Annotated in this window: 25 protein-coding genes and 1 pseudogene; 17 read left to right on the forward strand and 9 right to left on the reverse strand. The window is 70.7% G+C overall.

Features of this window, described 5'->3' with window-relative positions; all coding sequences use genetic code 11:
• Positions 1-49: 49 nt before the first annotated feature.
• The gene (locus tag OG978_RS11915; RefSeq protein WP_326765186.1) at positions 50-1,759 is read right to left on the reverse strand and encodes a regulator; all 1,710 of its coding nucleotides are present in this window, start codon (positions 1,757-1,759) and stop codon (positions 50-52) included.
• Between the two features lie 264 nt (positions 1,760-2,023).
• Here OG978_RS11915 and lipB point away from each other — a divergent pair, with 264 nt between their 5' ends.
• The 4 genes from lipB to OG978_RS11935 all read left to right on the forward strand — a co-directional run bounded on the left by lipB (position 2,024) and on the right by OG978_RS11935 (position 5,204).
• The gene (lipB, locus tag OG978_RS11920) at positions 2,024-2,836 is read left to right on the forward strand and encodes a lipoyl(octanoyl) transferase LipB (protein WP_326765187.1); all 813 of its coding nucleotides are present in this window, start codon (positions 2,024-2,026) and stop codon (positions 2,834-2,836) included.
• Positions 2,837-2,968: 132 nt separating this feature from the next.
• Entirely contained in the window at positions 2,969-3,934 is a 966-nt protein-coding gene (gene lipA / locus OG978_RS11925; protein WP_326765188.1) for a lipoyl synthase, read from the forward strand.
• Positions 3,935-4,276: 342 nt separating this feature from the next.
• Complete coding sequence (locus OG978_RS11930) at positions 4,277-4,477, forward strand: SCO2195 family GlnR-regulated protein (protein WP_326765189.1); 201 nt, start codon at positions 4,277-4,279, stop codon at positions 4,475-4,477.
• 19 nt (positions 4,478-4,496) lie between these two features.
• Positions 4,497-5,204 carry a DUF4191 domain-containing protein gene (locus tag OG978_RS11935; protein ID WP_326765190.1) on the forward strand — a complete coding sequence of 236 codons (708 nt, stop codon included), beginning with the start codon at positions 4,497-4,499 and terminating at the stop codon, positions 5,202-5,204.
• A 107-nt stretch (positions 5,205-5,311) separates the two neighbouring features.
• Here OG978_RS11935 and OG978_RS11940 read toward each other — a convergent pair whose 3' ends face one another.
• Positions 5,312-5,779, reverse strand: coding sequence for an RDD family protein (locus OG978_RS11940; RefSeq protein WP_326765191.1), 468 nt, complete (start codon positions 5,777-5,779; stop codon positions 5,312-5,314).
• Between the two features lie 254 nt (positions 5,780-6,033).
• Between OG978_RS11940 and glnA the strand changes: the two genes are divergently transcribed.
• Together glnA and OG978_RS11950 are read left to right on the forward strand one after the other, a co-directional pair.
• Positions 6,034-7,443 carry a type I glutamate--ammonia ligase gene (glnA, locus tag OG978_RS11945; RefSeq protein WP_326765192.1) on the forward strand — a complete coding sequence of 470 codons (1,410 nt, stop codon included), beginning with the start codon at positions 6,034-6,036 and terminating at the stop codon, positions 7,441-7,443.
• 1,695 nt (positions 7,444-9,138) lie between these two features.
• On the forward strand, positions 9,139-9,471 hold the full coding sequence (locus tag OG978_RS11950; RefSeq protein WP_326765193.1) for a hypothetical protein: 333 nt from the start codon (positions 9,139-9,141) through the stop codon (positions 9,469-9,471).
• A gap of 98 nt (positions 9,472-9,569) precedes the next feature.
• Here the strand turns inward: OG978_RS11950 and OG978_RS11955 are convergent, their stop codons facing one another.
• Complete coding sequence (locus tag OG978_RS11955) at positions 9,570-10,055, reverse strand: FxLYD domain-containing protein (protein WP_326765194.1); 486 nt, start codon at positions 10,053-10,055, stop codon at positions 9,570-9,572.
• 152 nt (positions 10,056-10,207) lie between these two features.
• On the opposite strand from OG978_RS11955, the gene OG978_RS11960 reads away from it, so the two are divergent.
• Positions 10,208-10,642 carry a hypothetical protein gene (locus OG978_RS11960; protein WP_326765195.1) on the forward strand — a complete coding sequence of 145 codons (435 nt, stop codon included), beginning with the start codon at positions 10,208-10,210 and terminating at the stop codon, positions 10,640-10,642.
• A gap of 97 nt (positions 10,643-10,739) precedes the next feature.
• Here the strand turns inward: OG978_RS11960 and OG978_RS11965 are convergent, their stop codons facing one another.
• A complete protein-coding gene (locus OG978_RS11965; protein WP_326765196.1) occupies positions 10,740-11,009 on the reverse strand; it encodes a hypothetical protein in 270 nt (89 codons plus the stop codon).
• A gap of 120 nt (positions 11,010-11,129) precedes the next feature.
• On the opposite strand from OG978_RS11965, the gene OG978_RS11970 reads away from it, so the two are divergent.
• Positions 11,130-11,489 (forward strand): arsenate reductase family protein, encoded by a 360-nt coding sequence (locus tag OG978_RS11970; protein ID WP_326765197.1) that lies wholly within the window; start codon positions 11,130-11,132, stop codon positions 11,487-11,489.
• A gap of 42 nt (positions 11,490-11,531) precedes the next feature.
• On the opposite strand, the gene OG978_RS11975 is transcribed toward OG978_RS11970, so the two are convergent.
• Complete coding sequence (locus tag OG978_RS11975; protein WP_326765198.1) at positions 11,532-12,389, reverse strand: alpha/beta fold hydrolase; 858 nt, start codon at positions 12,387-12,389, stop codon at positions 11,532-11,534.
• Between the two features lie 109 nt (positions 12,390-12,498).
• Here OG978_RS11975 and OG978_RS11980 point away from each other — a divergent pair, with 109 nt between their 5' ends.
• Entirely contained in the window at positions 12,499-12,948 is a 450-nt protein-coding gene (locus tag OG978_RS11980; RefSeq protein ID WP_326765199.1) for a MarR family transcriptional regulator, read from the forward strand.
• A 122-nt stretch (positions 12,949-13,070) separates the two neighbouring features.
• Here OG978_RS11980 and OG978_RS11985 read toward each other — a convergent pair whose 3' ends face one another.
• Positions 13,071-13,982 (reverse strand): Gfo/Idh/MocA family protein, encoded by a 912-nt coding sequence (locus OG978_RS11985; RefSeq protein ID WP_326765200.1) that lies wholly within the window; start codon positions 13,980-13,982, stop codon positions 13,071-13,073.
• A 209-nt stretch (positions 13,983-14,191) separates the two neighbouring features.
• On the opposite strand from OG978_RS11985, the gene OG978_RS11990 reads away from it, so the two are divergent.
• From OG978_RS11990 to OG978_RS12010, 5 genes are all read left to right on the forward strand, one after another.
• Positions 14,192-15,676: a hypothetical protein gene (locus OG978_RS11990; RefSeq protein ID WP_326765201.1), complete on the forward strand. Its 1,485-nt coding sequence runs from the start codon at positions 14,192-14,194 to the stop codon at positions 15,674-15,676.
• Positions 15,673-16,815: an ARPP-2 domain-containing protein gene (locus OG978_RS11995; protein ID WP_326765202.1), complete on the forward strand. Its 1,143-nt coding sequence runs from the start codon at positions 15,673-15,675 to the stop codon at positions 16,813-16,815. The genes OG978_RS11990 and OG978_RS11995 overlap by 4 nt, the downstream gene beginning before the upstream one ends.
• Positions 16,816-16,935: 120 nt before the next feature.
• On the forward strand, positions 16,936-17,970 hold the full coding sequence (gene glnII / locus OG978_RS12000) for a glutamine synthetase (protein ID WP_326765203.1): 1,035 nt from the start codon (positions 16,936-16,938) through the stop codon (positions 17,968-17,970).
• A 58-nt stretch (positions 17,971-18,028) separates the two neighbouring features.
• Positions 18,029-18,940, forward strand: coding sequence for a DUF6891 domain-containing protein (locus OG978_RS12005; RefSeq protein WP_326765204.1), 912 nt, complete (start codon positions 18,029-18,031; stop codon positions 18,938-18,940).
• Positions 18,941-19,293: 353 nt separating this feature from the next.
• Positions 19,294-19,914: a winged helix-turn-helix domain-containing protein gene (locus tag OG978_RS12010; RefSeq protein WP_326765205.1), complete on the forward strand. Its 621-nt coding sequence runs from the start codon at positions 19,294-19,296 to the stop codon at positions 19,912-19,914.
• Positions 19,915-20,022: 108 nt separating this feature from the next.
• Here the strand turns inward: OG978_RS12010 and OG978_RS12015 are convergent.
• Positions 20,023-20,293, reverse strand: a pseudogene (locus tag OG978_RS12015) (MMPL family transporter); the annotation flags it as partial.
• Between the two features lie 266 nt (positions 20,294-20,559).
• On the opposite strand from OG978_RS12015, the gene OG978_RS12020 reads away from it, so the two are divergent.
• Together OG978_RS12020 and OG978_RS12025 are read left to right on the forward strand one after the other, a co-directional pair.
• Positions 20,560-21,828, forward strand: a complete 1,269-nt coding sequence (locus tag OG978_RS12020) for a sensor histidine kinase (protein WP_326765206.1) — start codon at positions 20,560-20,562, stop codon at positions 21,826-21,828.
• Positions 21,813-22,460 carry a response regulator transcription factor gene (locus tag OG978_RS12025; protein ID WP_326765207.1) on the forward strand — a complete coding sequence of 216 codons (648 nt, stop codon included), beginning with the start codon at positions 21,813-21,815 and terminating at the stop codon, positions 22,458-22,460. Before OG978_RS12020 ends, OG978_RS12025 begins: the two co-directional genes overlap by 16 nt.
• On the opposite strand, the gene OG978_RS12030 is transcribed toward OG978_RS12025, so the two are convergent.
• Both OG978_RS12030 and OG978_RS12035 read right to left on the reverse strand, forming a co-directional pair.
• The gene (locus tag OG978_RS12030) at positions 22,442-22,705 is read right to left on the reverse strand and encodes a hypothetical protein (RefSeq protein WP_326765208.1); all 264 of its coding nucleotides are present in this window, start codon (positions 22,703-22,705) and stop codon (positions 22,442-22,444) included. The two genes, OG978_RS12025 and OG978_RS12030, sit on opposite strands and share 19 nt — an antisense overlap.
• A 148-nt stretch (positions 22,706-22,853) precedes the next feature.
• Entirely contained in the window at positions 22,854-23,345 is a 492-nt protein-coding gene (locus OG978_RS12035) for a MarR family winged helix-turn-helix transcriptional regulator (RefSeq protein WP_326765209.1), read from the reverse strand.
• Positions 23,346-23,427: 82 nt separating this feature from the next.
• On the opposite strand from OG978_RS12035, the gene OG978_RS12040 reads away from it, so the two are divergent.
• On the forward strand, positions 23,428-23,973 hold the full coding sequence (locus OG978_RS12040; RefSeq protein ID WP_326765210.1) for a carboxymuconolactone decarboxylase family protein: 546 nt from the start codon (positions 23,428-23,430) through the stop codon (positions 23,971-23,973).
• The last annotated feature ends 81 nt before the right edge of the window (positions 23,974-24,054 follow it).

Here is a 24,054-nt window from a genome sequence, read left to right on the forward strand (position 1 = left end):
ATGTCCGTCGCGGCGCGACGCCCGGGGCGCGCCGTCGGCCGCCCCGGACTCAGCCCAGCGCGGCGACCCGGTCGCGGTAGCCCCGTGCCGCGGCGGCGTCCCGGTACGGCTCCAGGCGCCGCTCGAAGTCGCGCACGTACTCCGTCGCCCGCACCGATCGCATCTCCGCGGCCTGCTGGGCGGCCTCGGCGCCGAGCGCGCACGCCTGGTCGAGCTCGCCGAGCCCGAGCCGGGCGCAGGCCAGCACCACCCGGCAGAACAGCCGGCTGCGGGCGTACGCCGGGGAGCGCAGCTGGAGGGAGCGCTCCGCGTACTGCGCCGCGGCCCGGTACTGCTGCAGGTCCCGGTGGCAGTGCCCGAACTCGTCGGCGAGCTGGGCCTCGTCGAAGTACCGCGCCCAGTGCGGCACCTCGTCCCCGGGCCGGGCGATCTCCAGCGCGCGTTCCGCCCGCGCCAGCGAGGTGGTGCAGGGCCTGGCCTCGCCGAGCACCCCGTGGCCGCGTGCCTCGACGGCATGCAGCAGGGCCTGGACGACGGGCGGCGCCGACGGGCCGATGCCCTGCTGGGCCACCCGGGCCAGCTGTACGGCTTCCCTGCCGTGGCCGAGGTAGACCGCCTGCCGGCTCATGGTGATCAGGACGTAGCTGCCGTACGCGCGGTCCCCGGCTGCCTGGGCGAGCCGCAGTGCCTGGACGAAGTACCGCTGGGCCAGGCCGTGGGCCGCGATGTCGTACGAGGTCCAGCCCGCCAGCCGGGTCAGGTCGGCGGCGGCGGAGAAGAGCCGGCGCCCGGTGGCCTCCCCGTACGTCCCGCGGAGCATGGGTTCCGTCTCGTGCTCCAGGTACCGGACGAGGGCCTGGCGGGCGTGGCCGCCGCCGTAGGCGTTGTCGAGGGTGCGGAAGAGCTCGCCGACCGAGCGCAGGGCGGCGACATCGCCGCCGCTGACCCGCTGGCCGGGGCTGCGGTCGGACTGCCGCTGCCGGGGTACGCCGGGGGCGCCCGGCAGCCCTGTTCCCACGGGGGCCGGGGTGGCCAGAGAGCCTGGTGGCACGGACGGGCCGGAGGGCCGGGAGGGCATGGGGCCACGGGCGCCGCCGCGGCCGCCGGTGCCGTTTGCCCCCGCCCCGCTGTGCGCCCCGTACGAGCCGTGCGCTCCCGGTACTCCGCGCGCCCCGCCGGGGCCACCGGGCCGCACGGGACCACCGGCCTCGGCGACTCCCGTCGCCCCGGCTAACCTGCCGGCCCCACCGCCCGCGTGGGCCCCTCCGGTCACGCCGTGCGCCCCCTGGGGCGAGGGCTCGCTCCCCCGCCCCACCCACTCGTCGGCCCGTCCGATCAGCCAGTCCCTGCTGGGGACGACGAGCCCGGCCGGAGTGAAGGCGATCTTGCGCAGCTCCGCATGGCTGCCCGAGTCCTTCCGCCACAGCCCGCTGACGATGTCGACCGCCTCCGCGGGTGTGGCCGCGAACTCCAGGCCCGCGTAGACCGGGGCGCATGCGTCGAGGCCCAGGTCCTGCGCGGAGAGGCGGCGCCCGAGACGCCGGGTGAAGACCTCGGCGATCAGCGCGGGGGTGGTCCCGCGGGGCTGCTGACCGCGCAGCCAGCGGGTCACGGACGTCTTGTCGTACCGCAGGTCGAGGCCGTGCTCCAGACCGAGTTGGTCCACTCTGCGGGCGAGGCCGGCGTTGGAGAAGCCGGCCTCGGTGATGAGAGAGGCGAGTCGGCGGTTGGGGGTGCGCTGCGGAGGTCGTTCCGACATCAGCTGTACGGTCTCCTGCCTTCGTGGCCGGGCGGGCAGCCCTTATGGAACGGCGTGAATTTAGCGGCCTCCGCAGCGGTCACAGCCACGTTCGCTTCGCTTTCATCCGATCGTGTGAGGATTGAGGTTGGCGCTGACGGGAAGACCTGCCGGGCCACCGTCCGAGGGCCGGTCGTACAGTGGCCCGGGGCGTGATTTCAGTGCATGGTGACGTGGCTCCGGGCACCCCCGGCTCCCGGCACCGCGAGTAGGAAGGCATCTGTCGTGGCTGAGCTTCGGTTCGTCCGGCTGGGATTCGGCGGGGAAGCCGTCGACTACCAGGAGGCCTGGCAGAAGCAGCGCGAGGTGCACGCGGCCAGATTCGAGGACACCGTCCCGGACACCTGTCTGCTGCTGGAACACCCGCCCGTCTACACGGCCGGGCGGCGCACGACCGACAGCGAGCGCCCACTGGACGGCACTCCCGTCATCGACGTGGACCGCGGCGGCAAGATCACCTGGCACGGTCCCGGTCAGCTGGTCGGCTACCCGATCCAGAAGCTGCCCCGCCCGGTGGACGTCGTCGCGCACGTCCGCCGGCTGGAGGACGCGCTGATCCGTACCGCCACCGAGTTCGGCGTGGAGACCTCCCGGGTCGAGGGCCGCAGCGGCGTCTGGGTGCTGGGTGACCCGGTCGAGGACCGCCCGGCGATCGGCGGACTCTCCCTGGACTTCGACCCGCGGCTGCAGGACGAGGAGTTCGACGCCCGGCTGAACGGCCCCGAGTACGCCCCGTCCAACGCCGGCCAGCGCCGCGAGGACCGCAAGCTGGCGGCGATCGGCATCCGGGTGGCCAAGGGCGTGACCATGCACGGCTTCTCCTTCAACGTGAACCCGGACAACACCTGGTTCGACCGGATCGTGCCGTGCGGCATCCGGGACGCGGGCGTCACCTCACTGGCGTACGAGCTCGGCCGCGACATCACCATCGCGGACGTGCTCCCGGTCATCGAGGAGCACCTCAGGGACGTCCTGGAGAACGCCGAGCTCGCCCCGCGCACCATCGAGCGCACGGACGATGCCGTGGCCACGGCATGACGCTCGGAGCACCCCTCCGGGAATAGGCCCTGCCGGCCACAGGTTGGCCACACGTAAAGCCGTTTGAACCACGGGCGTACCCTGGTGTTCGCCGAAGAATCCAATGCAGTGAAAGCAAAGGGGAGTGCCGGAGTGTCCGCTGTCGCACCCGACGGGCGCAAGATGCTGCGCCTTGAGGTCCGGAACAGCCAGACCCCCATCGAGCGCAAGCCCGAGTGGATCAAGACCCGGGCGAAGATGGGCCCCGAGTACAACCGGCTGCAGAAACTCGTGAAGAGCGAGGGTCTGCACACGGTGTGCCAGGAGGCCGGCTGCCCCAACATCTTCGAGTGCTGGGAGGACCGCGAGGCCACCTTCCTCATCGGTGGTGACCAATGCACCCGGCGCTGTGACTTCTGCCAGATCGACACCGGCAAGCCGCAGGCGCTGGACCTGGACGAGCCCCGCCGTGTCGGTGAGTCCGTCGTCACGATGGACCTGAACTACGCCACCATCACCGGCGTCGCACGCGACGACCTGGAGGACGGCGGTGCCTGGCTGTACGCGGAGACCGTGCGCCAGATCCACGCGCTGACCGCGGAGCGGGAGGCCGGCCGCACCAAGGTCGAGCTGCTGATCCCCGACTTCAACGCGGAGCCCGAGCAGCTCGCCGAGGTCTTCTCCTCGCGCCCCGAGGTGCTGGCGCACAACGTCGAGACGGTGCCGCGGATCTTCAAGCGGATCCGCCCCGGCTTCCGTTACGAGCGCTCCCTGGAGGTCATCACGCGGGCCCGCGAGGCCGGTCTGGTGACCAAGTCCAACCTGATCCTCGGCATGGGCGAGACCCGTGAGGAAGTCAGCGAGGCACTCCAGGACCTGTACGACGCGGGTTGCGAACTCATCACGATCACGCAGTACCTGCGGCCGTCCGTGCGCCACCACCCGGTCGAGCGCTGGGTGAAGCCGCAGGAGTTCGTGGAGCTGAAGGACGAGGCCGACGAGATCGGCTACTCCGGCGTCATGTCCGGGCCGCTGGTCCGTTCCTCGTACCGCGCGGGCCGTCTTTTCCAGCAGGCGATCGAGCGTCGCGGCGCGGTCGCCGCGGCGCCCACCGTGTGAATCCGAGCACAAGAAGCTACCGATCGGTAATAGATGATTTCGAAGCGGCCCGTACGCTCCCCGCAGGTCGGGGGCGCGTACGGGCCGCTTCGACGTGCGCGGCGCCCATATCAAGGTTTCATTGGTGTTTGACCGACCGGTCATGCGCTGGTAACACCGAGCAGTGACGCTGGGTGCACACGACGTGGTGGCCGGCAGCAGCCGTCCGGGCCGCTGCCGCCCCCGCGCCCCGCATCCCAGCGCCCGCCGCCCACTTTGCGCAACGCAGTCCCGGGCAGTTCGGCCCGGGCAGCTGAGTCCACGCAACTCAGTCCGCACATCCGCTCCGAGGAGATTTCCACGATGCAGGCCGTGCCGGTACGTGCCACAGCCATTCCTTCCGTCACCGACGCCCTCCGTGCCGTCGAGTCGCTGTTCCTGGGCAGCGGCCAGCGCACCGCCCGTCGCAACGCCTGGACCGCCGTCCTGGAGGACCGGCGCCGGGCCAAGGACAGGGTCGAGGCCGAGTACGTACTGGAGGCCGCGGCCGTTCACCATTCCTAGGCCACGTAAACTTCTGTACATGGCGAGGAAGTCAAACACTGAAGGCGCGGACAGCGCCGAGAACGCGGGGCGACTCAAGCAGATCGCCCTGACCTACAAGATGGCCAGGCGGTCCGACCCGAAGGTCGGTCTTGTCGTCGCGGGCGTGGGAATTGTCACCTTCGGTGTCCTCCTCGGGGTCGGCTTCCTGATCGACCACCCGGTCTATCTGGGCATCCTGGGCTTCGTGCTGGCCCTCCTCGCGATGGCCATCGTCTTCGGACGGCGTGCCGAGCGTGCCGCCTTCGGGCAGATGGAGGGGCAGCCGGGCGCCGCGGCGGCGGTGCTGGACCGTGTGGGCCGCGGCTGGACGACGACGCCCGCGGTCGCGATGAACCGCAGCCAGGACGTCGTCCACCGCGCCGTGGGCAAGGCGGGCATCGTGCTGGTCGGCGAGGGCAACGCGAACCGGGTGAAGCTGCTGCTCGCGGCCGAGAAGAAGAAGATGGCGCGCATCCTGGTCGACGTACCGGTGCACGACATCATCGTCGGCAACGACGAGGGCCAGGTGCCGCTCAAGAAGGTGCGCACCAAGATGCTGAAGCTGCCGCGCGTCCTCACCGGCCCGCAGGTGACGGCCGCCAACGACCGGCTGCGCGCGATGGGTGACCTGATGAGCAACATGCCGCTGCCCAAGGGCCCCATGCCGAAGGGCATGCGGATGCCGCGCGGCGGAAAGATGCGCTGACGCCGGATGTACGAAGAGGCGGGGCCCGAACCGATCCGGTTCGGGCCCCGCCTCTTCGTATGCCTTGCCTCTTCGTACGTCTTGCTCTTCGTACGTTCCGCTTCGCCTCAGATACGGACCTGGACGGCGCGGGCCAGCCGGTCGTGCAGGCCGCGGCCGTCGCGGTCCCAGACGAGGGCCGGGATCACCAGACACAGCAGCACGCTCCGGACGATCACCCACCCGATCGGCAGCCGGCCACCGCTCTCGGCGACGACCCTGAGGCCCATGATGCGCTTGCCCGGCGTGCAGCCGATGGTCCCGACGGTGAGCATGCTCAGCACGAGGAAGATGCCCAGTGCCCAGTTTCCGGCCGCCTGCTGGTCACCCTGAGCGAACAGCCCGTATGCGATCAGCAGGCACAGGGCCCAGTCGATGAAGATCGCGCCGAAACGCCGCCCGAGCGGCGCCACGGAACCCGGCCCCTGCTCGGGCAGGCCGAGTCGCTTGCCCCGGTAGCCGAAGTCGGCCCCCATCTCCTCGGCGGCCGCGCGCGGCCCGGAGAGCCACGATCCGATTGCTTGCCTGTTGTCCACCCGAACACGGTACTGCGCCCGCCCGCGCAGCCTGCCGGGCGGGTGCCGCTACAGGCCCTCGGAACGGCCGGGAGACGGGCCCCTGACCGGCCACGAGGTGCCGGTCACACCCGGCTCGGTTAACTTCTGCGAAACAAATGGGTCATGCTTGAGAAATCCGGTCTGCCTATGGTCGGGTCCAGCGTGTGCCACCGCACTGGCCGCACCACGAGCTACAACCCCGTCCCTCCCGGGCCGGGAGTAGGAGGAGTTGGATGTTCCAGAACGCCGACGACGCGAAGAAGTACATCGCCGACAATGACGTCAAGTTCATCGATGTCCGGTTCTGTGACCTGCCCGGTGTGATGCAGCACGTCACCGTCCCGGCGGCGACCTTCGACCCGGCCGACGAGCTTGCCTTCGACGGCTCGTCGATCCGCGGATTCCAGGCCATCCACGAGTCCGACATGGCGCTGCGCGCGGACCTGTCGACCGCCCGTGTCGACCCCTTCCGCCGCGACAAGACCATCAACATCAACTTCTTCATCCACGACCCGATCACCGGCGAGCAGTACAGCCGTGACCCGCGGAACGTGGCCAAGAAGGCCGAGGCGTACCTCGCCTCCACCGGCATCGCCGACACCGCGTACTTCGGTCCCGAGGCCGAGTTCTACGTCTTCGACAACGTCCGTTTCCAGACGTCGGCGAACGAGAGCTTCTACCACATCGACTCCGAGGCCGGCGCCTGGAACACCGGTGCGGTCGAGAACAACCGCGGCTACAAGGTCCGCTACAAGGGCGGTTACTTCCCGGTCCCGCCGGTCGACCACTTCGCCGACCTGCGTGCCGAGATGTCCCTGGAGCTGGAGAACAGCGGTCTCCAGATCGAACGCCAGCACCACGAGGTCGGCACCGCCGGCCAGGCCGAGATCAACTACAAGTTCAACACGCTGCTCGCCGCGGCCGACGACCTGATGCTCTTCAAGTACATCGTGAAGAACGTCGCCTGGCGCAACGGCAAGACCGCGACCTTCATGCCGAAGCCGATCTTCGGCGACAACGGCTCGGGCATGCACGTCCACCAGTCCCTGTGGGCCGGCGGCGACCCGCTGTTCTACGACGAGCAGGGCTACGCGGGCCTCTCGGACATGGCCCGCTACTACATCGGCGGCATCCTCAAGCACGCCCCGTCGCTGCTGGCGTTCACCAACCCGACGGTGAACTCCTACCACCGTCTGGTCCCCGGCTTCGAGGCCCCGGTCAACATGGTGTACTCGCAGCGCAACCGCTCGGCCGCGATGCGCATCCCGATCACGGGCTCCAACCCGAAGGCCAAGCGCGTCGAGTTCCGCGCCCCGGACCCGTCGTCCAACCCGTACCTGGCCTTCTCCGCTCTGCTGATGGCGGGCCTCGACGGCATCAAGAACAAGATCGAGCCCGCCGAGCCGATCGACAAGGACCTCTACGAGCTGGCTCCCGAGGAGCACGCGAACGTCCAGCAGGTCCCGACCTCCCTCCCGGCCGTCCTGGACGCGCTGGAGGCGGACAACGAGTACCTCCAGGCCGGTGGCGTCTTCACGTCGGACCTGATCGAGACCTGGATCGACTACAAGCGCACCAACGAGATCGCCCCGATCCAGCTGCGCCCGCACCCGCACGAGTTCGAGCTGTACTTCGACCTCTAAGCCTCTGAAGAGCGGGGTCGGGTGATCCGGGACTGGCATCAGAGGATGCAGAACCCGGCACGATAGCCAGGTTGTCGACCTGGCGCGCTCCGGATCGGACGCACCACACAGGTTCATGAGCCCTCATCGAGAAACCGATGAGGGCTCATGGACGATCGAGGCTGACGATCAGCTATCGGGCGCGGGACACCAGCGGGGGGCTCGCGCCTGCGTCGGCCTGGGCTCGCCGCCTGCAGGGAGAGGGAATCACTGGGCTGGCGCCATCACTGGTTGCTGGCCGGTTCCGGTACCGGATTGCATGGTCCCCGTCGTGGTGCCGGGGGCAGTCGTGCCGCCACCGGTCCCTGTGCCGGTCGTCCCGCCGGTCCCCGTGCCGGTCGTCCCGCCGGTCCCCGTGCCGGTCGTCCCGCCGGTCCCCGTGCCGGTCGTGCCACCGGTCCCCGTGCCGGTCGTGCCACCGGTCCCCGTGCCGGTCGTGCCACCGGTCCCCGTGCCGGTCGTCCCGCCGGTCCCCGTGCCGGTCGTCCCGCCGGTCCCCGTGCCGGTCGTGCCACCGGTCCCCGTGCCGGTCGTCCCGCCGGTCCCCGTGCCGGTCGTCCCGCCGGTCCCCGTGCCGGTCGTCCCGCCGGTCCCCGTGCCGGTCGTCCCGCCGGTCCCCGTGCCGGTCGTCCCGCCGGTCCCCGTGTCGGTCGTCCCGCCACCGACCGTGTTGCCACCGCCGACTGTGTTACCACTCCCCGCGATGACGGAGCCACCGATGGTGGAACCAATGATTTGGTTCAGGTTGTTGATTGTCTGATTGCTGACTTGGTTTATCACCGTCTGCGACAGACCGAGACTTCTCCCCGTAGCTTGCACCGCCGCCGCGCTCTGCGCCGCCGCCTGTTGCGGGGAGGCACCCCTGCTTATCGCCGCTTGTGCCGCGTTCGCTCCGGCAGCCGCAGCAGCGGCTGTACCTCCGGCCGATGTCGCTGATTCCCCTCCTGCGCAGGCCACAGAGCCTACGGCGAAGCTGCCTGTGCCCGTTACAGCGAACGGTCCTATACGACCGTCAGCACCAGGGCGCAGCGTCTTCCCCCCGGGGGAGACTGTGAAGATCGCGTTGGGGTCGAAGTTCTCCCCCGTCAAGGTGTTTGCCACTACCCGACACGCCTGGGTCGGGGCAGCGGAAGCAGGCACGGCAGCGGTCGCAGCCAGCCCCCCGACAAGCGCCACTGTCGCGGCGGAACTCAGGACGATTTTTGCCCTCACGGTTTTCCCCTTTCCGGAACTGTGCTTTCTTGCTGTTCCAGTCACGTGCCATCGTGAGCAACGGGCCACAGCCACGGCGTGACTCCGGCGTGACGCTGACGTGACGACGGGACTGACAGCAGCAACTCCGGGTGGAATCCCGGAATCGCTCCTCATCTAGCTTGCGCGTTCTCTTTGAGGATGTCGCACCGAAAGATTTTCCGGATTCAACCAGTCATGACTGGGGAGTTGAGGCAGGTGCCGTACGAGACGCAATTCGGGGAACGTGACCCAGCCGAACGAGACGGGCCAGCAGCAGACCGGGCCGAACGATACGATGGTTGTCAACGCCCAGTACTGGTTCTACGAGAATCGCCCCCCGTTGAGCCATGGCGCTGGGGCCGCTGAAACCCCAGCACGCAGATGGGGCACTCCAGTTCACCTCGAGCCTTTGGGCTGATGAATATGAAGAAGACAACCTTGCGGAACATCCGTGTCGCAGCAGCGGCTTCCTTCTTGACGGCCGGCGTCCTGGGCGCATCAGCGAGTTCCTCCGTTGCCTCGCAGCAGAATTCCCAGGTCGCGCCGTCGGTGCTCAAGTGCTACACACTCATTGACGATCCGAGCGAGATCGTTTGCTATCAGCTTTCGCAGCGGGCTCTGAATACGGGTAGCCAGATCGTGTTCTTCCCCTTCCTTATCCAGGTGCCCACGCCTTCGAATCCCCCGGCTCCGGACGTCGTGAATGTTCTGCCGCCGGATCTGCCTCCAGGGGTTCCCTTCACCAGCACGCGATAGTCGCTGGCACGCGACAGTCGCTCCAGTCGCAACTGGCTGAGACCGAGACCGCCTTGGCGTGCGCCCATGGCGGGCCGAGGAGCGCCGTCGTGGAGCGATCAGTGCCGCAGGGCGTTTGCCACGTCCGCCTTGACGTCTCCGGACAGCTTGCGGTTGCTGCGGGCCATGGCGTCCTTGGACGCCTTGGGGCCGACGCCGTCGACCGTCACCACGACCGTGTCGAGCAGATTGCCGCTCGCGTCATCGAAGTTGACCTGCACCGCGTACGACTTCGCCGAGTCGGAGCTGTTCTTCACGGTGACCTTCACCGTGACACGGCCGTCGCCGTCGGTGCTCGGCTTGCCCAGCTCGACGTCGCCCTTGGCGTTCACGCCGTTCTTGAAATTTTTCAGCTTCTCGCCCGCGGCGGCCGTCGCCGAGGCCACCACATCGGCGCCCCGGGACGCCGCCGACGCTGCGGCGGACGCGGCCTTGGACGCCGTACTGGAGGCGCTGCCGCCGTCGTCGGAGCAGGCGGCGGCCGTCGACATCACGGCCGCCGTCAGCAGTACGGCCCACAGACCTCGCGCGGCTTTCCTCGTCATCGTGCCTCCCAGCACTCGCCACTCCCCCCTCCTTCGCCCATCGCTTCAGTCAAAGGGGCGGCGGCGCGGGCCGCATGCGGTGTATGCCGGACGGGTGAGCGCAGGGGTGGCGGCGATTCGCGGTGCGGCACGGGGCGGACGAGGCTGGGGGCATGAGCGACCAGAAGCCGGGCGGTGCCCCGATGGCGGTGCGGCGTCGGCGGCGGTGGCCCTGGGTGCTGCTCGTGGTCGTGCTCGCGCTGGCCAGTGGTGGTGCCGTCGCCGTCGGGGTGGTCGCCGGTGCGCTGTCGCGGGAGGAGACGAAGCCGCTTCGGATCACGTACGAGGTCACCGGCACCGCCAAGGACGTCACCGTCACCTATCCCACCTGGCGCAACGGCGACCTCTCGACCGCGCGGCTGACTCTGCGGACGCTGCCGTGGGCCGGGGAGACGCGGACCAGGGGCTTCATGAGCGGCGGCTCCTTCGCCGTCACCCTCGGGGCGTCGGGCGGCGAGGTCGCCTGCGCGGTGACGGTGGACAACGGGACCGTCCGGACGGCCACGGCCTCCGGAGCCTTCGCCACGGCGACCTGCGGCGGGTTCTGAGCCGGGTCTCCCGCTGCCCGTACGTGGCCGTGCCGTACGTGGCCGTGTCCCCGGGCCGCGGAGGGCTCGGGGACACGGCCATCGGGTGCTCCGGCCGTCAGCGGCCGTAGCGGATCAGGGCACGGACCATGCGGCAGGTCGTGTCGGACGGCGGGTGGATGCCGATGCGCTCGGCAGTCGCCCGTATCTTGTCGTTGGTCGCGGTCGACGGGTAGTAGACGCCTGTGTCGAGCAGGGCGATCGACAGGCGCATGGCCTTCAGGCGGCGGTTGTGGGTGATGTACCACTCGCGGGGCCGTCCCGCGGGGAGCGGCTTCTTCATCAGGGGCTTGTGGAGCGGCTTGGTCGTGACTGCGGCAACGGCCATGGGCAACCTCCTGGCACGATCGTGGAACCCTCACGAACTGCCTTCATTTTACTGCCCGGCACTGACAATCGCCGCTGGCCAGAAGGGCTTTCGGGGTGTCCCTCGCGTACCTTTGGCCCCATGGAGATCTGGATCAATCCCGCCTGTTCGAAGTGCCGCAGCGCGGTACAGCTGCTCGATGCGGAGGGTGCCGAATACACCGTCCGCCGATACCTGGAGGATGTGCCGTCGCCGGACGAGATCCGGGCCGTGCTCGACCGGCTCGGGCTGGAGCCGTGGGACATCACTCGGACTCAGGAAGCCGATGCGAAAGAGCTCGGGCTCAAGGAGTGGCCGCGCGAGGCCGGTTCGCGTGAGCGGTGGATCTCTGCCCTCGCCGAGCACCCGAAGCTCATCCAGCGGCCGATCATCACCGCGGACGACGGGACCGCCGTCGTGGCGCGCACCGACGAGGCGGTACGCGACGCGTTGGAACGCTGAGCGCCCTCGGGTGGCCCGTGCGGGCTCCCGTGCGACGGCCCGTCAGCCGATGAAGTCCTCGATCCTGCGGTTCAGTTCGCCGGCCGTCGGCCCGTGCAGCGGCAGTGTGTGGTGCGTCGCGCCGGGAATCGTCGCCGTCGTTGCCCGCGGGAGCAGCCGGGCAGCGGCGGCGGCGACGCGGGCCGGGTCATGGGCCCGGCCGCGTCCGGCGAGCAGGATCAGGGTCGGTACATCCAGTCGGCCCAGGGCCTCGGGCGCGGGGCGGGGCCCGGTGACCGGGCGGGCGGACGGGAATCGGGCGGCCGTGTCGCGCAGCCGCAGCCAGGCCGGGTCGAGCGCGGCACCGCCCGTCTCCCATTCCAGGAAGGCCCGCGTCCGCTTCGCGCCGGGCCGGATCAGCATCGGCAGCGCGTGCAGCAGATAGCCGGGCCGGAAGCCGGCGAAGCACTGTGTCGGGTCCACCAGGACCAGCTTCCGGACGCGGTGGGGCGCGTGCAGGGCGTAGTGGAGAGCGATCCAGGCCCCGTAGGAATGCCCGCCCAGCGCGGCGCGGCCGGCGCCCAGTCCGTCCAGTACCCCGTCGAGCCATGCCGTGAGGTCCGCCACCGTACGGATCGGGCGCTCCCCCGCGACGCTGCGGCCCGGGTCGCCGATCAGGTCGACGGCGTGGACGCGGTGGGCGCGGCCCAGGTGGGCCGCCTGGGCGTACCAGACGGTGGAGGTGGCGCCGCCGCCGGCCAGCAGCACCAGGGGCGGGGCGCCGCCGGGGCCGCAGCTGTTGACACGGGTGGTGCCGTACGGGGTGGTGACCTGGGAGTGGGTCGTTCCGGCGGGCCAGTTGACCGCCAGGACCTCGTCGTACGCCTCGTGGAACGACATGGGTGCCGACGTGGATGTCATGGGTGCCTCCCTGGTCGTACTGCTCCTGCCGTGAACCACTCCTGGAACCGCTCCCGGATATTATCTCGCTCGGCGAGATAATAGACTCGGTGGGGCGGAAGGAGCGTCGATGAGCGAGCAGGGTCCCGAACTGGAGATCGTCCATCTGCTGCGCAAGGTGACCGTCGAATTCGGGCTGCGCCAAGCCGAGTTCGCGGCTCTCCATCACATGCACAGCACCGATGTCCGCGCCCTGATCTGCCTGCTGGACGCCGAGCGGGCGGGGACGGACGCCACCGCCGGGTGGCTCGGCGCGCAGCTCGGGCTCAACTCCGCGGGCACCACCGCCGTCATCGACCGCCTGGAACGGCTCGGCCATCTCACCCGCACCCGCGACCCGCGCGACCGGCGGCGGGTGCTGCTGGCGGTGGACGAGCGGGCGGTGGAGCTGGGGTGGGCGTTCTTCGGGCCCCTGATCGAGAACACGGTGTCGGTGCTGCGCGACTTCGACGAGAACGAGACGGCTGCCGTCCGGCGCTTCCTGTACGCCGCGCATCAGGCGGTCACCTCGATTCCCTGACCACCGGCGCGACGGGAGGACACCTGGCGCCCCGGCCCGATGACTTGGCCCCGAGGTCGGGGCCCGGCCGGGGCTCCGCCGGACGCTGACGCAGCGAGCGCGGCGGCGGAGCTGTCGCCGCCCTACGCGCCCGTCTGCTTCTCCGCCTCCGCCAGCAGCTCCGTCAGGCGCAGCCCGAACCGTACGTCGCACGGGTGCGGCTCCCCCGTACGCACCGAATGGATCAGGGCGTCGACCGCCGCCCGGAACGCGCCGACCGCCTCGCCCCACCTCGGCAGGGTGGCCGTTCCCTGTTCGCCCCTGAGCTCGATCTCCGCGGCGACCGCGCCCACGGGTGCCCCCAGGGCGAGCGTCACCGTGCTGGACGCGCCGGAGGTGTGGCGGAGGATGAGATGCGTGGTGTCGGACGGGCCGCGGGCCGCGGTCAGCCCGGTCACATCGCCCAGCACCGGGATCAGGACCGACAGGACGTGCGGGCCGACGTCCCACAGGCCGCCCTTGTCGCGGCGCCACGGCGAGGCCGCGTACTCATGCGTCGCGCCCGGGGCGAACAGCGCTCCGATCCACTCGCCGCGGGCGGTGAACCAGCCGTCCGCGACGGCCTGTTCAGCGATCCAGGCGGACGTCTCGGCGGCGAACCGCAGGGTGCAGAAGACAACGGAGGCGACCCCGGTCTGCTCGGCGGCCCGGACGACCTCGCGGGCTCCCACGACGGTGGTCGCGACCGGCTTGTCCAGCAGCAGATGACGGCCGGTGGCCGCGGCGCGGGCGGCGAGCGGGGCCTGGACGTCCGGCGGCACGGCGAACGCGACGGCGTCGCTGGCGGCGAAGAGCTCGTCGATGCCCGCCTCGCCGCTGTACGCCGTGGTGCCGTGCGCGGCGGCCAGCTCCTGCGCGGCCTCGGGGCGGCGGCCCCAGACACCGCTCAGTACGACGCCGGGGTGGGCGGCGAGGGCGGGGGCCTGGGTGTTCCGGGCCCAGGGGCCCGTACCGACGAGGCCGATGCGCAGGGGGGTCGCGGGAAGTGTCGTCATGGGGCAAGTCTGCCGGGTCGGCCGGGCCCGCCCCGTATTGAGTTGGCGCGAGGCGCTGCCGATGGCTACGTTTGCGGGGCCGGCCGCGGGACTCCGGCTGCGACTTCCGGGACTTGCCTCTAAAGCAGTGATTTCGCTGTTCGCGCCCCCATTCCCCGGCCGGCGCCCCGCCTCCTCGTACGGCGGCGCGTGACACCACGGGGGAAACCATGACCACAAGCACCGGGACCGACGCCGGTCTCGTCGCGGCCGAGGACGTGCTGCTCTTCGTCAACGCGGCGATCACCGCGACCGGGCAGCGCGAGTTCCGCTCGACCGCGCATCAGCAGCAGCTCTCGCTGGACTTCCTCCATGAGTACGTACGCGTCAACTACCGCCGGGTGTACGCCGCCGCGCTCGCCCTCGACATCAACGACCACAACGCCGTGCGCATCGTCCGGGGTCTGCTGGAGCACGCCGCCGACGCGGACGCCGAGGAGAAGCGCACCGAGGGCCGGCTGATCGCCGCCCGGCTGGCGAAGGTGCCGCCGCAGCGCGTCTACCGGCTGTTCCGGGAGCTGCGCGCGGCCAAGGTGAACAACCGGCGCACTCGCGCGATCATGCGGGACTGGCTGGCCGCCCGGCCCGACCCGGCGCACGACGCGGTGAAGTACCGCTCCGGCCTGAAGACCGCGGCCCGCCATGTCCACCTCCGGTTCGGCGGGGCCGGGGAGCCGGGCGGGTCCGTCGAGACCGGGGACTTCCTGTTCCGGCCGGGACACCGGCCGCGCTACCGGCACCAACTGCTCGACGCCTGGCGGCGCGCCCACTACGAGCAGGGGGCCGTGGAGGAGCTGCCGTTCACGGTCGCCGAGGGCTTCGCCGCCCGGCGCGGGGTGAAGCGCGAGGTGTTCCTGGAGCGGATGGTGCCGCGGATGACCCGGCTGGAGCGGCTGCGGACCCTGGGGCAGCGCAGCAGCGGAAACGATGCGCCTCTGCCCGCGGGCGTGGACCTGACCGTGATGCCGTTGACCCGGCTCGCCCTGTACGTCCTGTCGCTCGGCTTCGAGGCGCGGCGGCTGCACCGCGAGGAGCTGACCCGCGCGCTGCGTACGGCGGCCCGTCGCGCAGCGGGCCCGCATGCCGGTAGCTGGGGCCGGGTCGCCGCCGTACTGGACGACAGCTACTCCTCGTCCGGGTCGGGCGAGAAGCGGCGCCGCCCGCTCGCCGTGGCGCTGGCCTGCCACTTCCTGCTGGAGGCGCTGGCCGCGCCGGGCGCGTACACCCCGCTGTGGACTTCGGGCCGTACCGATCCGCTGCTGGTCAGGCCCTGGGGGCCGACCCCGCTCGGCATCCGCGTACTGGACGCCCTGGAGCACGGCCCCGACCGGCTGGTCATCGTCTCGGACGGCTGGGACAACGCGCCGCCCGGACTCGCGGGCGAGGTGCTGCGGGTGTGGCGGACCCGGCTCGACCCGGACCGGCGCACCGCGGTGGTCCATGTGAACCCCGTATACGACGCGGACGGTTTCGATGTGCGGCGCCTCTCGCCGGGCGTGCCCACGGCGGGTGTCCGGGACGCGGAGGACCTGCCGGCGCTGGTGGAGATCGCGGGCTTCGCCGAGGGACGTACGGGGGCGGCGGCGCTGTACGCCTACCTGGACCGGCAGGTGGCGCGGTTCGTGAGTGACGACGGGGCGGGAGCGGCATCGTGAACAGGCTCGAACTGACCGGGCTCGCCACCCGCCCCGCCCAGGTGTGGGGCGGCATCCGGCTGGTGCCGCTGGTGCGCGAGCAGCCCGTCGAGGGGCTTCGGCTGCACGAGGAGCTCTACACGGATTACGGGTACGGCGTCGTGGACGTCGGGCCGCGCGCACACTACGCCTCGGTCATCCCGCACGGCTTCGTCGCCGACTGGTCCGGCGAGGGCGAGCAGTCCGCCGCGTACGGAACGCAGCTCGGCGCCCCGGCGGGCTCCGCGACCGGGAGCCGGCCGGCGCCCCGGACGGCGCGGCTCCAGCGCCACCGCCACCACCGGATGGCGAAGCGCCGGCCGGGCGACCGGCTGCGTTTCCTGCCGCTGCACCTCGCGTTGGAGGGCTACCTCTCCCTGCACTTCGGCGGCCCCGCCATCGCCTGGGAGGAGTGGTCGCGGCAGGCACTGCGCGACGGGCTCTCGCCGCGTGCCGAGGACGCGTACATGGGGTGGACGGTGCGGGGGCTCGGCGACGCGCTGCAGGTCTTCGAGATCCATCCCGGCCAGTGCGGAGTGATGGTGTACGCGGCCGACGCGCTCGCCGCCGCGTTCGTGGTGCCGCACCCGGACGACTACCGGCTGCTGCACGCGTCGCTCGTCGAGGATCTGTACGGTGAGCTGATCCACCAGTACGCGATGTACGGCGCTCCGGTGCCGGAGTTCGCGGCGCGGATACCCGACGGTCCGCAGCTGCGGACGCTCGCCGGTCTGCGGGCGGCGGCGCGGGCCCAGGAGCAGGAGTGGGCCGAGGCGCACGACACCCTGTTCGCGGGTGAGCTGCTGGACAGCTCGTACGCCTTCGACCGGGTGTACCGGATGGGTTCGTTCACGCTGTGGCGGTTCCTGCCGCCGTTCCTGCCGGGCGGGGCGGGGCAGCACATCGGTGAGACGATCACCGATCACAAGGGGCAGGTCGCGTACCTGAAGACGTTCCGGCTGTCCGAGGCCCAGATCAGGCGCGGCCATCTGCTGCACCGGCTCGCCGACGCGGACTGGCGGCTCGCTGGGGCGGCCGAGGCGCTGGGCACCACCGAGGAGGAAGTGGTGCGCCGGATCCGCGCGGCCGGCTTCGAGTCTCTGCTCAGGGCCCGCGCGTAACGCAGGAAACCTCGGTAACACGGGGTTCACATTCGGGCAACGGACGGGAAATCGCGTCTTGCGAAGCTGCGCTGCGTAGACCGGACCGCAGCACCGCAGCACCCGCAAAGGATGGCTTCCGTGACGTTCAAGGCTGAGTACATCTGGATCGACGGCACCGAGCCGACCGCCAAGCTCCGCTCCAAGACGAAGATCATGACCGGGAGCCCCTCGCAGGACGTGACGGAGCTGCCGATCTGGGGCTTCGACGGTTCGAGCACCAGCCAGGCCGAGGGCCACGCCTCCGACCGGGTGCTGAAGCCGGCCTTCACCTGCCCCGACCCGATCCGCGGCGGCGACGACATCCTCGTGCTGTGCGAGGTCTTCGACATCGACATGACGCCGCACGCGTCCAACACCCGTGCCGCGCTGCGCCCGGTGGCCGAGCAGTTCGCGGGGCAGGAGCCGATCTTCGGCATCGAGCAGGAGTACACCTTCTTCGACGGCCACCGGCCGCTCGGCTTCCCCGAGGGCGGCTTCCCGGCCGCGCAGGGCGGCTACTACTGCGGGGTCGGCGCCGACGAGATCTTCGGCCGCGAGATCGTCGAGAAGCACCTCGACAACTGTCTCCGGGCGGGTCTCGGCATCTCCGGCATCAACGCCGAGGTCATGCCCGGCCAGTGGGAGTTCCAGGTCGGCCCGCTGTCCCCGCTGGAGGTCTCCGACCAGCTGTGGGTCGCCCGCTGGCTGCTGTACCGCACCGCCGAGGACTTCAACGTCTCCGCGACCCTCGACCCGAAGCCGGTCAAGGGCGACTGGAACGGCGCGGGCGCGCACACCAACTTCTCCACCAAGGCGATGCGCGAGGGGTACGACGCGATCATCACGGCGTGCGAGTCGCTGGGCGAGGGCTCGAAGCCGATGGACCACGTCAAGAACTACGGCGCGGGCATCGACGACCGGCTGACCGGTCTGCACGAGACCGCCCCGTGGAACGAGTACAGCTACGGCGTCTCCGACCGCGGCGCCTCGGTCCGTATCCCGTGGCAGGTCGAGCAGGACCAGAAGGGCTACATCGAGGACCGCCGCCCGAACGCCAACGTCGACCCGTACGTCGTCACGCGGCTGATCGTCGACACCTGCTGCACCGCGCTGGAGAAGGCCGACCAGGTCTGATCCGGATCCCGCTCCCCGCGCCCGGTCCGTTGTCAGTGGCCTGTGTCAGGGTTGGCGCATGCTCGACATCAAGGTGGAGACCGAGAACTCCGAGACGCACACCAGGATTTCGGACCGGACGCTGAGCGACCTGGTGCACCGGATCGGCATGAAGGGTGACCGTTTCCTGGTCGTGCAGCGCATACCCGACCTCCCCGGGACCTTCGTGCAGGTCTGGTTCGACCACGGTGAGGGCTACCAGCTGGAGCGCCGCTCCGGTAGTGCCGCCACGCATTACCGGACGATGGTCGATGCGCCGGAGCGGGTCGCCGAGCTGATGACCCGCTGGGCGCGCCAGGAGCCCGGTTGGGACGCGGGTGTGGAGTGGGAGCGCGCCGACGTGCCGGAGGATGAGCCGGTGCCGGAGCTCCCGGCGGAGATCCGGGAGCAGCTGGAGAAGCGGATACGGGAGCTGCTCCGCTGCGGATACGGGACGGTCCAGGATCTCTCCCGTACGGCCGAGGACTACCTCGTGAAGGACGGCGTGCATCCGGTGACCCACGCGCAGGCGCGGCAGCTGGTGGAGCGGCTGTGGCTGGAGCGGGTCGAGGAGCAGCGCCAGTGGCCGGACGTGACCGACGCGGACCGGCTGACGCAGGCTTTCGCCCGGCTGGACTGGGGCGGGATCACGGCGATGGAGCATTTCACCTGTTGCCGGTCGTGCGGTCTCGCCGAGATCCGGGGCGCCGGGCGTGAGGATGCGCGCGGCTTCGTCTTCTTCCATACGCAGGGCACCGAGCGTGCGGCGTCCGGGCACGGTCTCGCGCTGTACTACGGCGGGTTCGGCCGGGCGGAGGACGCGACCGCCGCCGTGGGCCGGGAGGTGGTCCAGGCGCTCGGCGAGGCGGGGCTGACGGTGGAGTGGGACGGTTCGCCGGACAAGGCGATCGAGCTGACCGGCCTGGACTGGCGCAAGCGGCTGGTGGGTTGAGAGGGGCACCGCGCCGTGGGCCGATGCTGTTACCGGCCCATCGGTTGCGGCGGCCGAACAGAAACCCGAGGTGAGGGAGGTAACGCAAAGGGTCCGTATCGACGGGCGAGAGAGGTCTGCTCCGCCGTCCGGTTCTCTGGTTCAATGGGGACATGGCCAGCATCCAGCACACCTCGACAGGTCGCAGCGACCTCGAACCGTTCTGGCCTTCCCGTCAGCACCATGACTTCGACCGGGTGTGTTGTCGCGCGTTGAACGCGCAGGCCCTCTAAAGCCGACTCACCCCGGCCTTCGGCCCGCGCGCAAGCAAGTCCGTCCACCGACGACTCCTTCGCGCGAAAGAGCTGACCCTCATGGCGAACACTCGTACCGTCTCCGCCTCGGCCGCTGCCACCTCAGCGCCTTCGGCGACCGCTGCGGCCACCACCTCCGCCCGCTCCCTCTCGCCCAACCGCCACCGGCTGCGCGCCGTCGACCCCGACGAGGTCGTCCAGCTGGCCGATGTGGCCGAGTTCCTGCCGCCGGGTGCCACCTGGCTGCCCGCACCCCAGCACACCGTTCCGGCGCTGCCGGGCCGGCCGCCGATGATCGGCTACCTGGTGCTCGTACCGGCCGACCAGCAGCCCGCCGTCACCGCGGCCACCGCCGCGGCCGCCCAGTACGTGGTGCCGACACCGGTGGACGAACCGGCCGCGGGTCCGGTGCGCATCGACCCCGTACAGCGCACCGCCGCGGTGGACGGGAACACCCTCGACCTCACCTACCTGGAGTTCGAGCTGCTCGCCCATCTGGTCGCGCACCCGCACCGGGTGCACACCCGCGACCAGTTGGTGACCACGGTCTGGGGCTACGGGCATGTGGGCGACGGGCGCACCGTGGATGTCCACATCGCCCGGCTGCGCCGCAAGCTGGGCGCCGAACACCGCCGTTCGATCCAGACGGTGCGGCGCGTCGGGTACAAGTACACGCCCTGACGCACCGGAAGGCATGTGGAGCGGCCCCGGTCCGGTACGTACCGGACCGGGGCCGCTCCATGTGCAGGGCAGGCCGCGCCGGTCAGCCGCGTCGCCCGGCCCCCGCTCCGGCTCCTCGTGCTCCGGGCTCGGCAGGCGGGTCAGGGCGCGGGGGGTGCGCCAGTTCCGCTCGCCCAGCAGGGCCATCACGGAGGGCAGCAGGACCATCCGTGCAACCTCGTCGATCGCGGCCCGGGTAGGCAGTCCCCGGTCGTGGGCCTCGCGGACCCGGGCGACCACGAACACGCGGTAGTCCATGGAGAGTCCGAACAGGACGACCAGTGCGGGGGCGGCATCCATGCCTCGATCGCACGACACCCTCCGAGCCGATCAGCGAAGCCCTCGGCCGCCGGATGCGCCGCCGATGCCCGTGGTGAGCACGACGAAGAGCAGCCAGCCGCGAATGGCGGTTCTGCGGTGGTGTGCTCCACACACCGATGCGTGCCGCGAGGTTGCGCCTCATGGCGCTTCGCCCCCGGTGTACCCAGCACCACCTCCACCGGGTGGCTGAACGGCTGACGCCCCTTGTGCCCGACGGGTCAGACTGTGTGCGGACCGGGGCTGACACGAGGGCCCGGCAAGCCCGACGAGGGGAGACGGACCGGGATGAACGCGAAGCAGGGACGGATAAGGGCCGCGATGCTGGCCGCCGGACGCGGAGTCGTGGTGTCGGTCGCGAGCCTGGTCGCTTCGATCACGCTCTTCGTATGGGCCGTGCTCTCGATCGCCTTCATCCCGCTGGGCGTCGGCCTGCTCACCACCCCCTACGTACTGGAGCTGGTCCGCAAGCACGCCAACCGGCGCCGGCTGCTCGCGGCCACCTGGTCCGACATCCGCATACCGGTCCCGTACCGCCCCTTCCCGAAGGATCTGCGTACCGGGTTCACCGGACAGGTGGAGCGGACCACGCTGATGCTGAAGGACCCGGCGACCTGGCGCGACATCCGGTGGCTGCTGGTCGACATGACGGCCGGCTATGTGGTGGCGACGCTGTCCGCCGCGCTGCTCATCTACCCGGTGGAGGGTTTCGTGCTGGCGGCCGGGCTGTGGCGGGTCTTCACCGACGACGGCTACTGGTACGGCTTCGTCCGGGTCTCCAGCCAGGAGACGGGCCTCGCCGCCGCCGCGCTGGGTGCGGCGTTGTTCGCGACCGGCGTGCTGGTCAGCGAGCGGCTGCTGCGGCTGCACTTCGTGATCGCCCGCGCGATGCTGGCCCCCACCCAGGAGGAGGAGCTGGCCCGGCGCATCGACCGGCTGACCGAGACCCGGCACGAGGCGGTGGACACCGCAGCCTCCGAACTGCGGCGCATCGAGCGGGATCTGCATGACGGCGCGCAGGCCCGGCTGGTCGCGATGGGCATGAGTCTGGGGACCGTGGAGGCGCTGATCGAGAAGGACCCGGCGCAGGCCAAGAAGCTCCTGGCCATGGCCCGGGAGTCGTCCGCCGAGGCGCTCACCGAGCTGCGCGACCTGGTCCGGGGCATCCACCCGCCGGTCCTCGCCGAGCGCGGACTCGGGGACGCGGTACGGGCGTTGGCGCTGCGGCTGCCCTTCGAGTCGGCGGTCGACGCGGAGCTGGGCGGCCGCATGGACGCCGCGGTCGAGTCGGCGGCGTACTTCGCGGTGAGCGAGACGCTGACGAACGCCGCCAAGCACTCGGGGGCGGACCGCGTCTGGGTGGACATCCATCACGAGAACGCCACGCTGCGGGTCTCCGTCACCGACAACGGCCGGGGCGGTGCGACGGTCGGCGGCGGCTCCGGACTGAGCGGAATCGAACGCCGACTCGGTACATTCGACGGCATCATGGCCGTCAGCAGCCCCGCGGGCGGTCCCACCATGGTGACCATGGAGATCCCTTGCGAGTTGTCCTAGCCGAAGATCTCTTCCTGCTGCGCGACGGCCTGGTCCGCCTGTTGGAGGCGTACGGCTTCGAGATCGCGGCAGCCGTCGAGAGCGGTCCCGAACTGACCCGTGCCTTCGCCGAGTCGGAGCCGGACGTCGCGGTCGTCGACGTCCGGCTTCCGCCGTCCCACACGGACGAGGGCCTGCAGTGTGCGCTGGCGGCCAGGCGGGCCAAGCCGGGGCTGCCGGTGCTCGTGCTCTCCCAGCACGTGGAGCAGCTGTACGCGCGCGAGTTGCTGGCGGACGGCAACGGCGGGATCGGTTATCTGCTCAAGGACCGGGTCTTCGACGCCGACCAGTTCGTCGACGCGGTGCGCAGGGTCGCGGCGGGCGGCACCGCGATGGACCCACAGGTGATCTCGCAGTTGCTGTCGCGGCGGTCGCAGGACAAGCCGATGGGCATGCTCACCCCGCGCGAGCTGGAGGTCATGGAGCTGATGGCGCAGGGCCGTTCGAACGCGGCGATCGCCTCGCAGATGGTGATCACGGAGCGGGCGGTGGCCAAGCACACCTCGAACATCTTCGGGAAGCTCTCCCTGCCGCCGTCCGACGACGACAACCGCCGTGTCCTCGCGGTGCTCGCCTATCTCGACCGGGGCTGAATGACGGAGGGCCGCAGCTCGGGCAGGCTGAGTGGCTTGTTGTTCGCGGCCTTCTCGATGATCCGGTCCGGGCTGTCGCAGGGCTCGACCGTCATCTGCGAGGCGGGCTTCACCGGCGCGCTGCACGGGGTGCCCGGTGGCGTCGGCCGCTGGTGCGCGGGCTGCTGCGCGATCGCCTGTACGGGGACGAGCGCGGCGGCCGCCGCCAGTGCGAGCGCACTGAGCACACGGGTGCGTCGTGCCATGGCTCCCTCCCACTCCCGACCAATAATGGTCGGATCTCTTGGGTGCCAACGTGGGCATGCTGCCGCACACGTGGGACCACGGGAAGGGCGCGCACGAGATACGTCCTATCTCTTGTTCACAAAGTCCAAGCTCGTCCCCACGGCCGCCTCAGTCGTTGAACCAGCCCGGCACATCGAGCCGGAGCGCGCTCGCGGGCACCATCGTGCGCAGATCGGCCTCCATCGCGCGCACCCGGTCGACGCCGAGCACCTCGACCCACCGGGCACGCAGCCGCTCGAACCCCTCGGCCGACCTGACCAGGACGTCGACGCCCCGCGCGGTCAGCCGGACCAGCTTGCGCCGGCCGTCGCGGGGGTCGTCGACGCGCTCCACGTACCCGAGCACTTCGAGCCTCTCCACGGTCTTGCCGGCGGCCTGCTTGGAGACCCCGAGCCGTCGGCCGATCTCGCTGGCCGTCGCCCCGTCGCGGCCGACCGCCTGGAGCGCATAGCCGTACGCGGGGCGGACATCGACATGGCCGTGCTCGGCCAGCTCGCAGTGCAACTCGTCGATGATCGACCGGAATCCGGCGAACAGCAGCATGGGCAGCTCGAAGCCCGCCGCGTCCCGCCCGGACGCCTCCACCCGTCGCTCAGCCATTGCGAAACTCGACAACCTGGTTTACCTTTTCGTCAATCACGTTGTCGATTTTAGCGTGAGCAGCCACCAGGAGAGGTCAGCCATGCCCGCGTCCGCGTTCCCCGACCACACCCTCGAATCCGCCCCCGCCGCCGCCCGTCGCACCATGGAGGCGGTGACGAGGAAGCAGGGCCATCTGCCCGCCGCCGTCGCCCGGATCTCCACATCACCGGAGCTGCTCGACGGCTTCCTGAAGGCGAGCGCCGTCTTCGAATCCACCACCCTGGACCCGCTGTCCCGCGAGGTCCTGATCATGACGATGGCGACCCGCAACGACTGCCACGTCTGCGTGGCGATGCACACCGCGAAGCTCACCGCACTCGGCGCGGACCCCGAGCTGATCACGGCGCTGCGCGAGCGGCGGGCACTCGCGGACGAACGGCTGGAGGCGGTACGGGAGTTCACCCGGGCCGTGATCGCGACGTCCGGCGCCGTGGACGACGCGACGCTCCAGGCGTTCCTGGCGCACGGGTACACCGCCCGCAACGCGCTGGAGGTCGTCCTCGGCATCGGCGCGTACACGATGTCGACGCTGGCCAACCGGATGACCGGGGCGCCGGTCGATCCCCAGCTCGCCGCCTTCGCCTGACCCCCGCCGTCCGGCCACCCAGGCATGCGGCCGAACAGTTGGTTCGGCACAAACCGCCGTCCGCACCATTGCCCGCCCCCT

The sequence above is a fragment of the Streptomyces sp. NBC_01591 genome (assembly GCF_035918155.1).
Lineage (GTDB): Bacteria > Actinomycetota > Actinomycetes > Streptomycetales > Streptomycetaceae > Streptomyces.

Excerpts from the sequence above, each read along its gene's own strand:
- OG978_RS11915 (WP_326765186.1), bottom strand. The coding sequence starts at position 1,759 with ATGTCGGAACGACCTCCGCAGCGCACCCCCAACCGCCGACTCGCCTCT.
- OG978_RS11930 (WP_326765189.1), top strand. The coding sequence starts at position 4,277 with ATGCAGGCCGTGCCGGTACGTGCCACAGCCATTCCTTCCGTCACCGAC.
- OG978_RS11935 (WP_326765190.1), top strand. The coding sequence starts at position 4,497 with ATGGCGAGGAAGTCAAACACTGAAGGCGCGGACAGCGCCGAGAACGCG.
- glnA (WP_326765192.1), top strand. The coding sequence starts at position 6,034 with ATGTTCCAGAACGCCGACGACGCGAAGAAGTACATCGCCGACAATGAC.
- OG978_RS11950 (WP_326765193.1), top strand. The coding sequence starts at position 9,139 with ATGAAGAAGACAACCTTGCGGAACATCCGTGTCGCAGCAGCGGCTTCC.
- OG978_RS11955 (WP_326765194.1), bottom strand. The coding sequence starts at position 10,055 with ATGACGAGGAAAGCCGCGCGAGGTCTGTGGGCCGTACTGCTGACGGCG.
- OG978_RS11960 (WP_326765195.1), top strand. The coding sequence starts at position 10,208 with ATGAGCGACCAGAAGCCGGGCGGTGCCCCGATGGCGGTGCGGCGTCGG.
- OG978_RS11965 (WP_326765196.1), bottom strand. The coding sequence starts at position 11,009 with ATGGCCGTTGCCGCAGTCACGACCAAGCCGCTCCACAAGCCCCTGATG.
- OG978_RS11970 (WP_326765197.1), top strand. The coding sequence starts at position 11,130 with ATGGAGATCTGGATCAATCCCGCCTGTTCGAAGTGCCGCAGCGCGGTA.
- OG978_RS11975 (WP_326765198.1), bottom strand. The coding sequence starts at position 12,389 with ATGACATCCACGTCGGCACCCATGTCGTTCCACGAGGCGTACGACGAG.
- OG978_RS11980 (WP_326765199.1), top strand. The coding sequence starts at position 12,499 with ATGAGCGAGCAGGGTCCCGAACTGGAGATCGTCCATCTGCTGCGCAAG.
- OG978_RS11985 (WP_326765200.1), bottom strand. The coding sequence starts at position 13,982 with ATGACGACACTTCCCGCGACCCCCCTGCGCATCGGCCTCGTCGGTACG.
- OG978_RS11990 (WP_326765201.1), top strand. The coding sequence starts at position 14,192 with ATGACCACAAGCACCGGGACCGACGCCGGTCTCGTCGCGGCCGAGGAC.
- OG978_RS12005 (WP_326765204.1), top strand. The coding sequence starts at position 18,029 with ATGCTCGACATCAAGGTGGAGACCGAGAACTCCGAGACGCACACCAGG.
- OG978_RS12010 (WP_326765205.1), top strand. The coding sequence starts at position 19,294 with ATGGCGAACACTCGTACCGTCTCCGCCTCGGCCGCTGCCACCTCAGCG.
- OG978_RS12020 (WP_326765206.1), top strand. The coding sequence starts at position 20,560 with ATGAACGCGAAGCAGGGACGGATAAGGGCCGCGATGCTGGCCGCCGGA.
- OG978_RS12030 (WP_326765208.1), bottom strand. The coding sequence starts at position 22,705 with ATGGCACGACGCACCCGTGTGCTCAGTGCGCTCGCACTGGCGGCGGCC.
- OG978_RS12035 (WP_326765209.1), bottom strand. The coding sequence starts at position 23,345 with ATGGCTGAGCGACGGGTGGAGGCGTCCGGGCGGGACGCGGCGGGCTTC.
- OG978_RS12040 (WP_326765210.1), top strand. The coding sequence starts at position 23,428 with ATGCCCGCGTCCGCGTTCCCCGACCACACCCTCGAATCCGCCCCCGCC.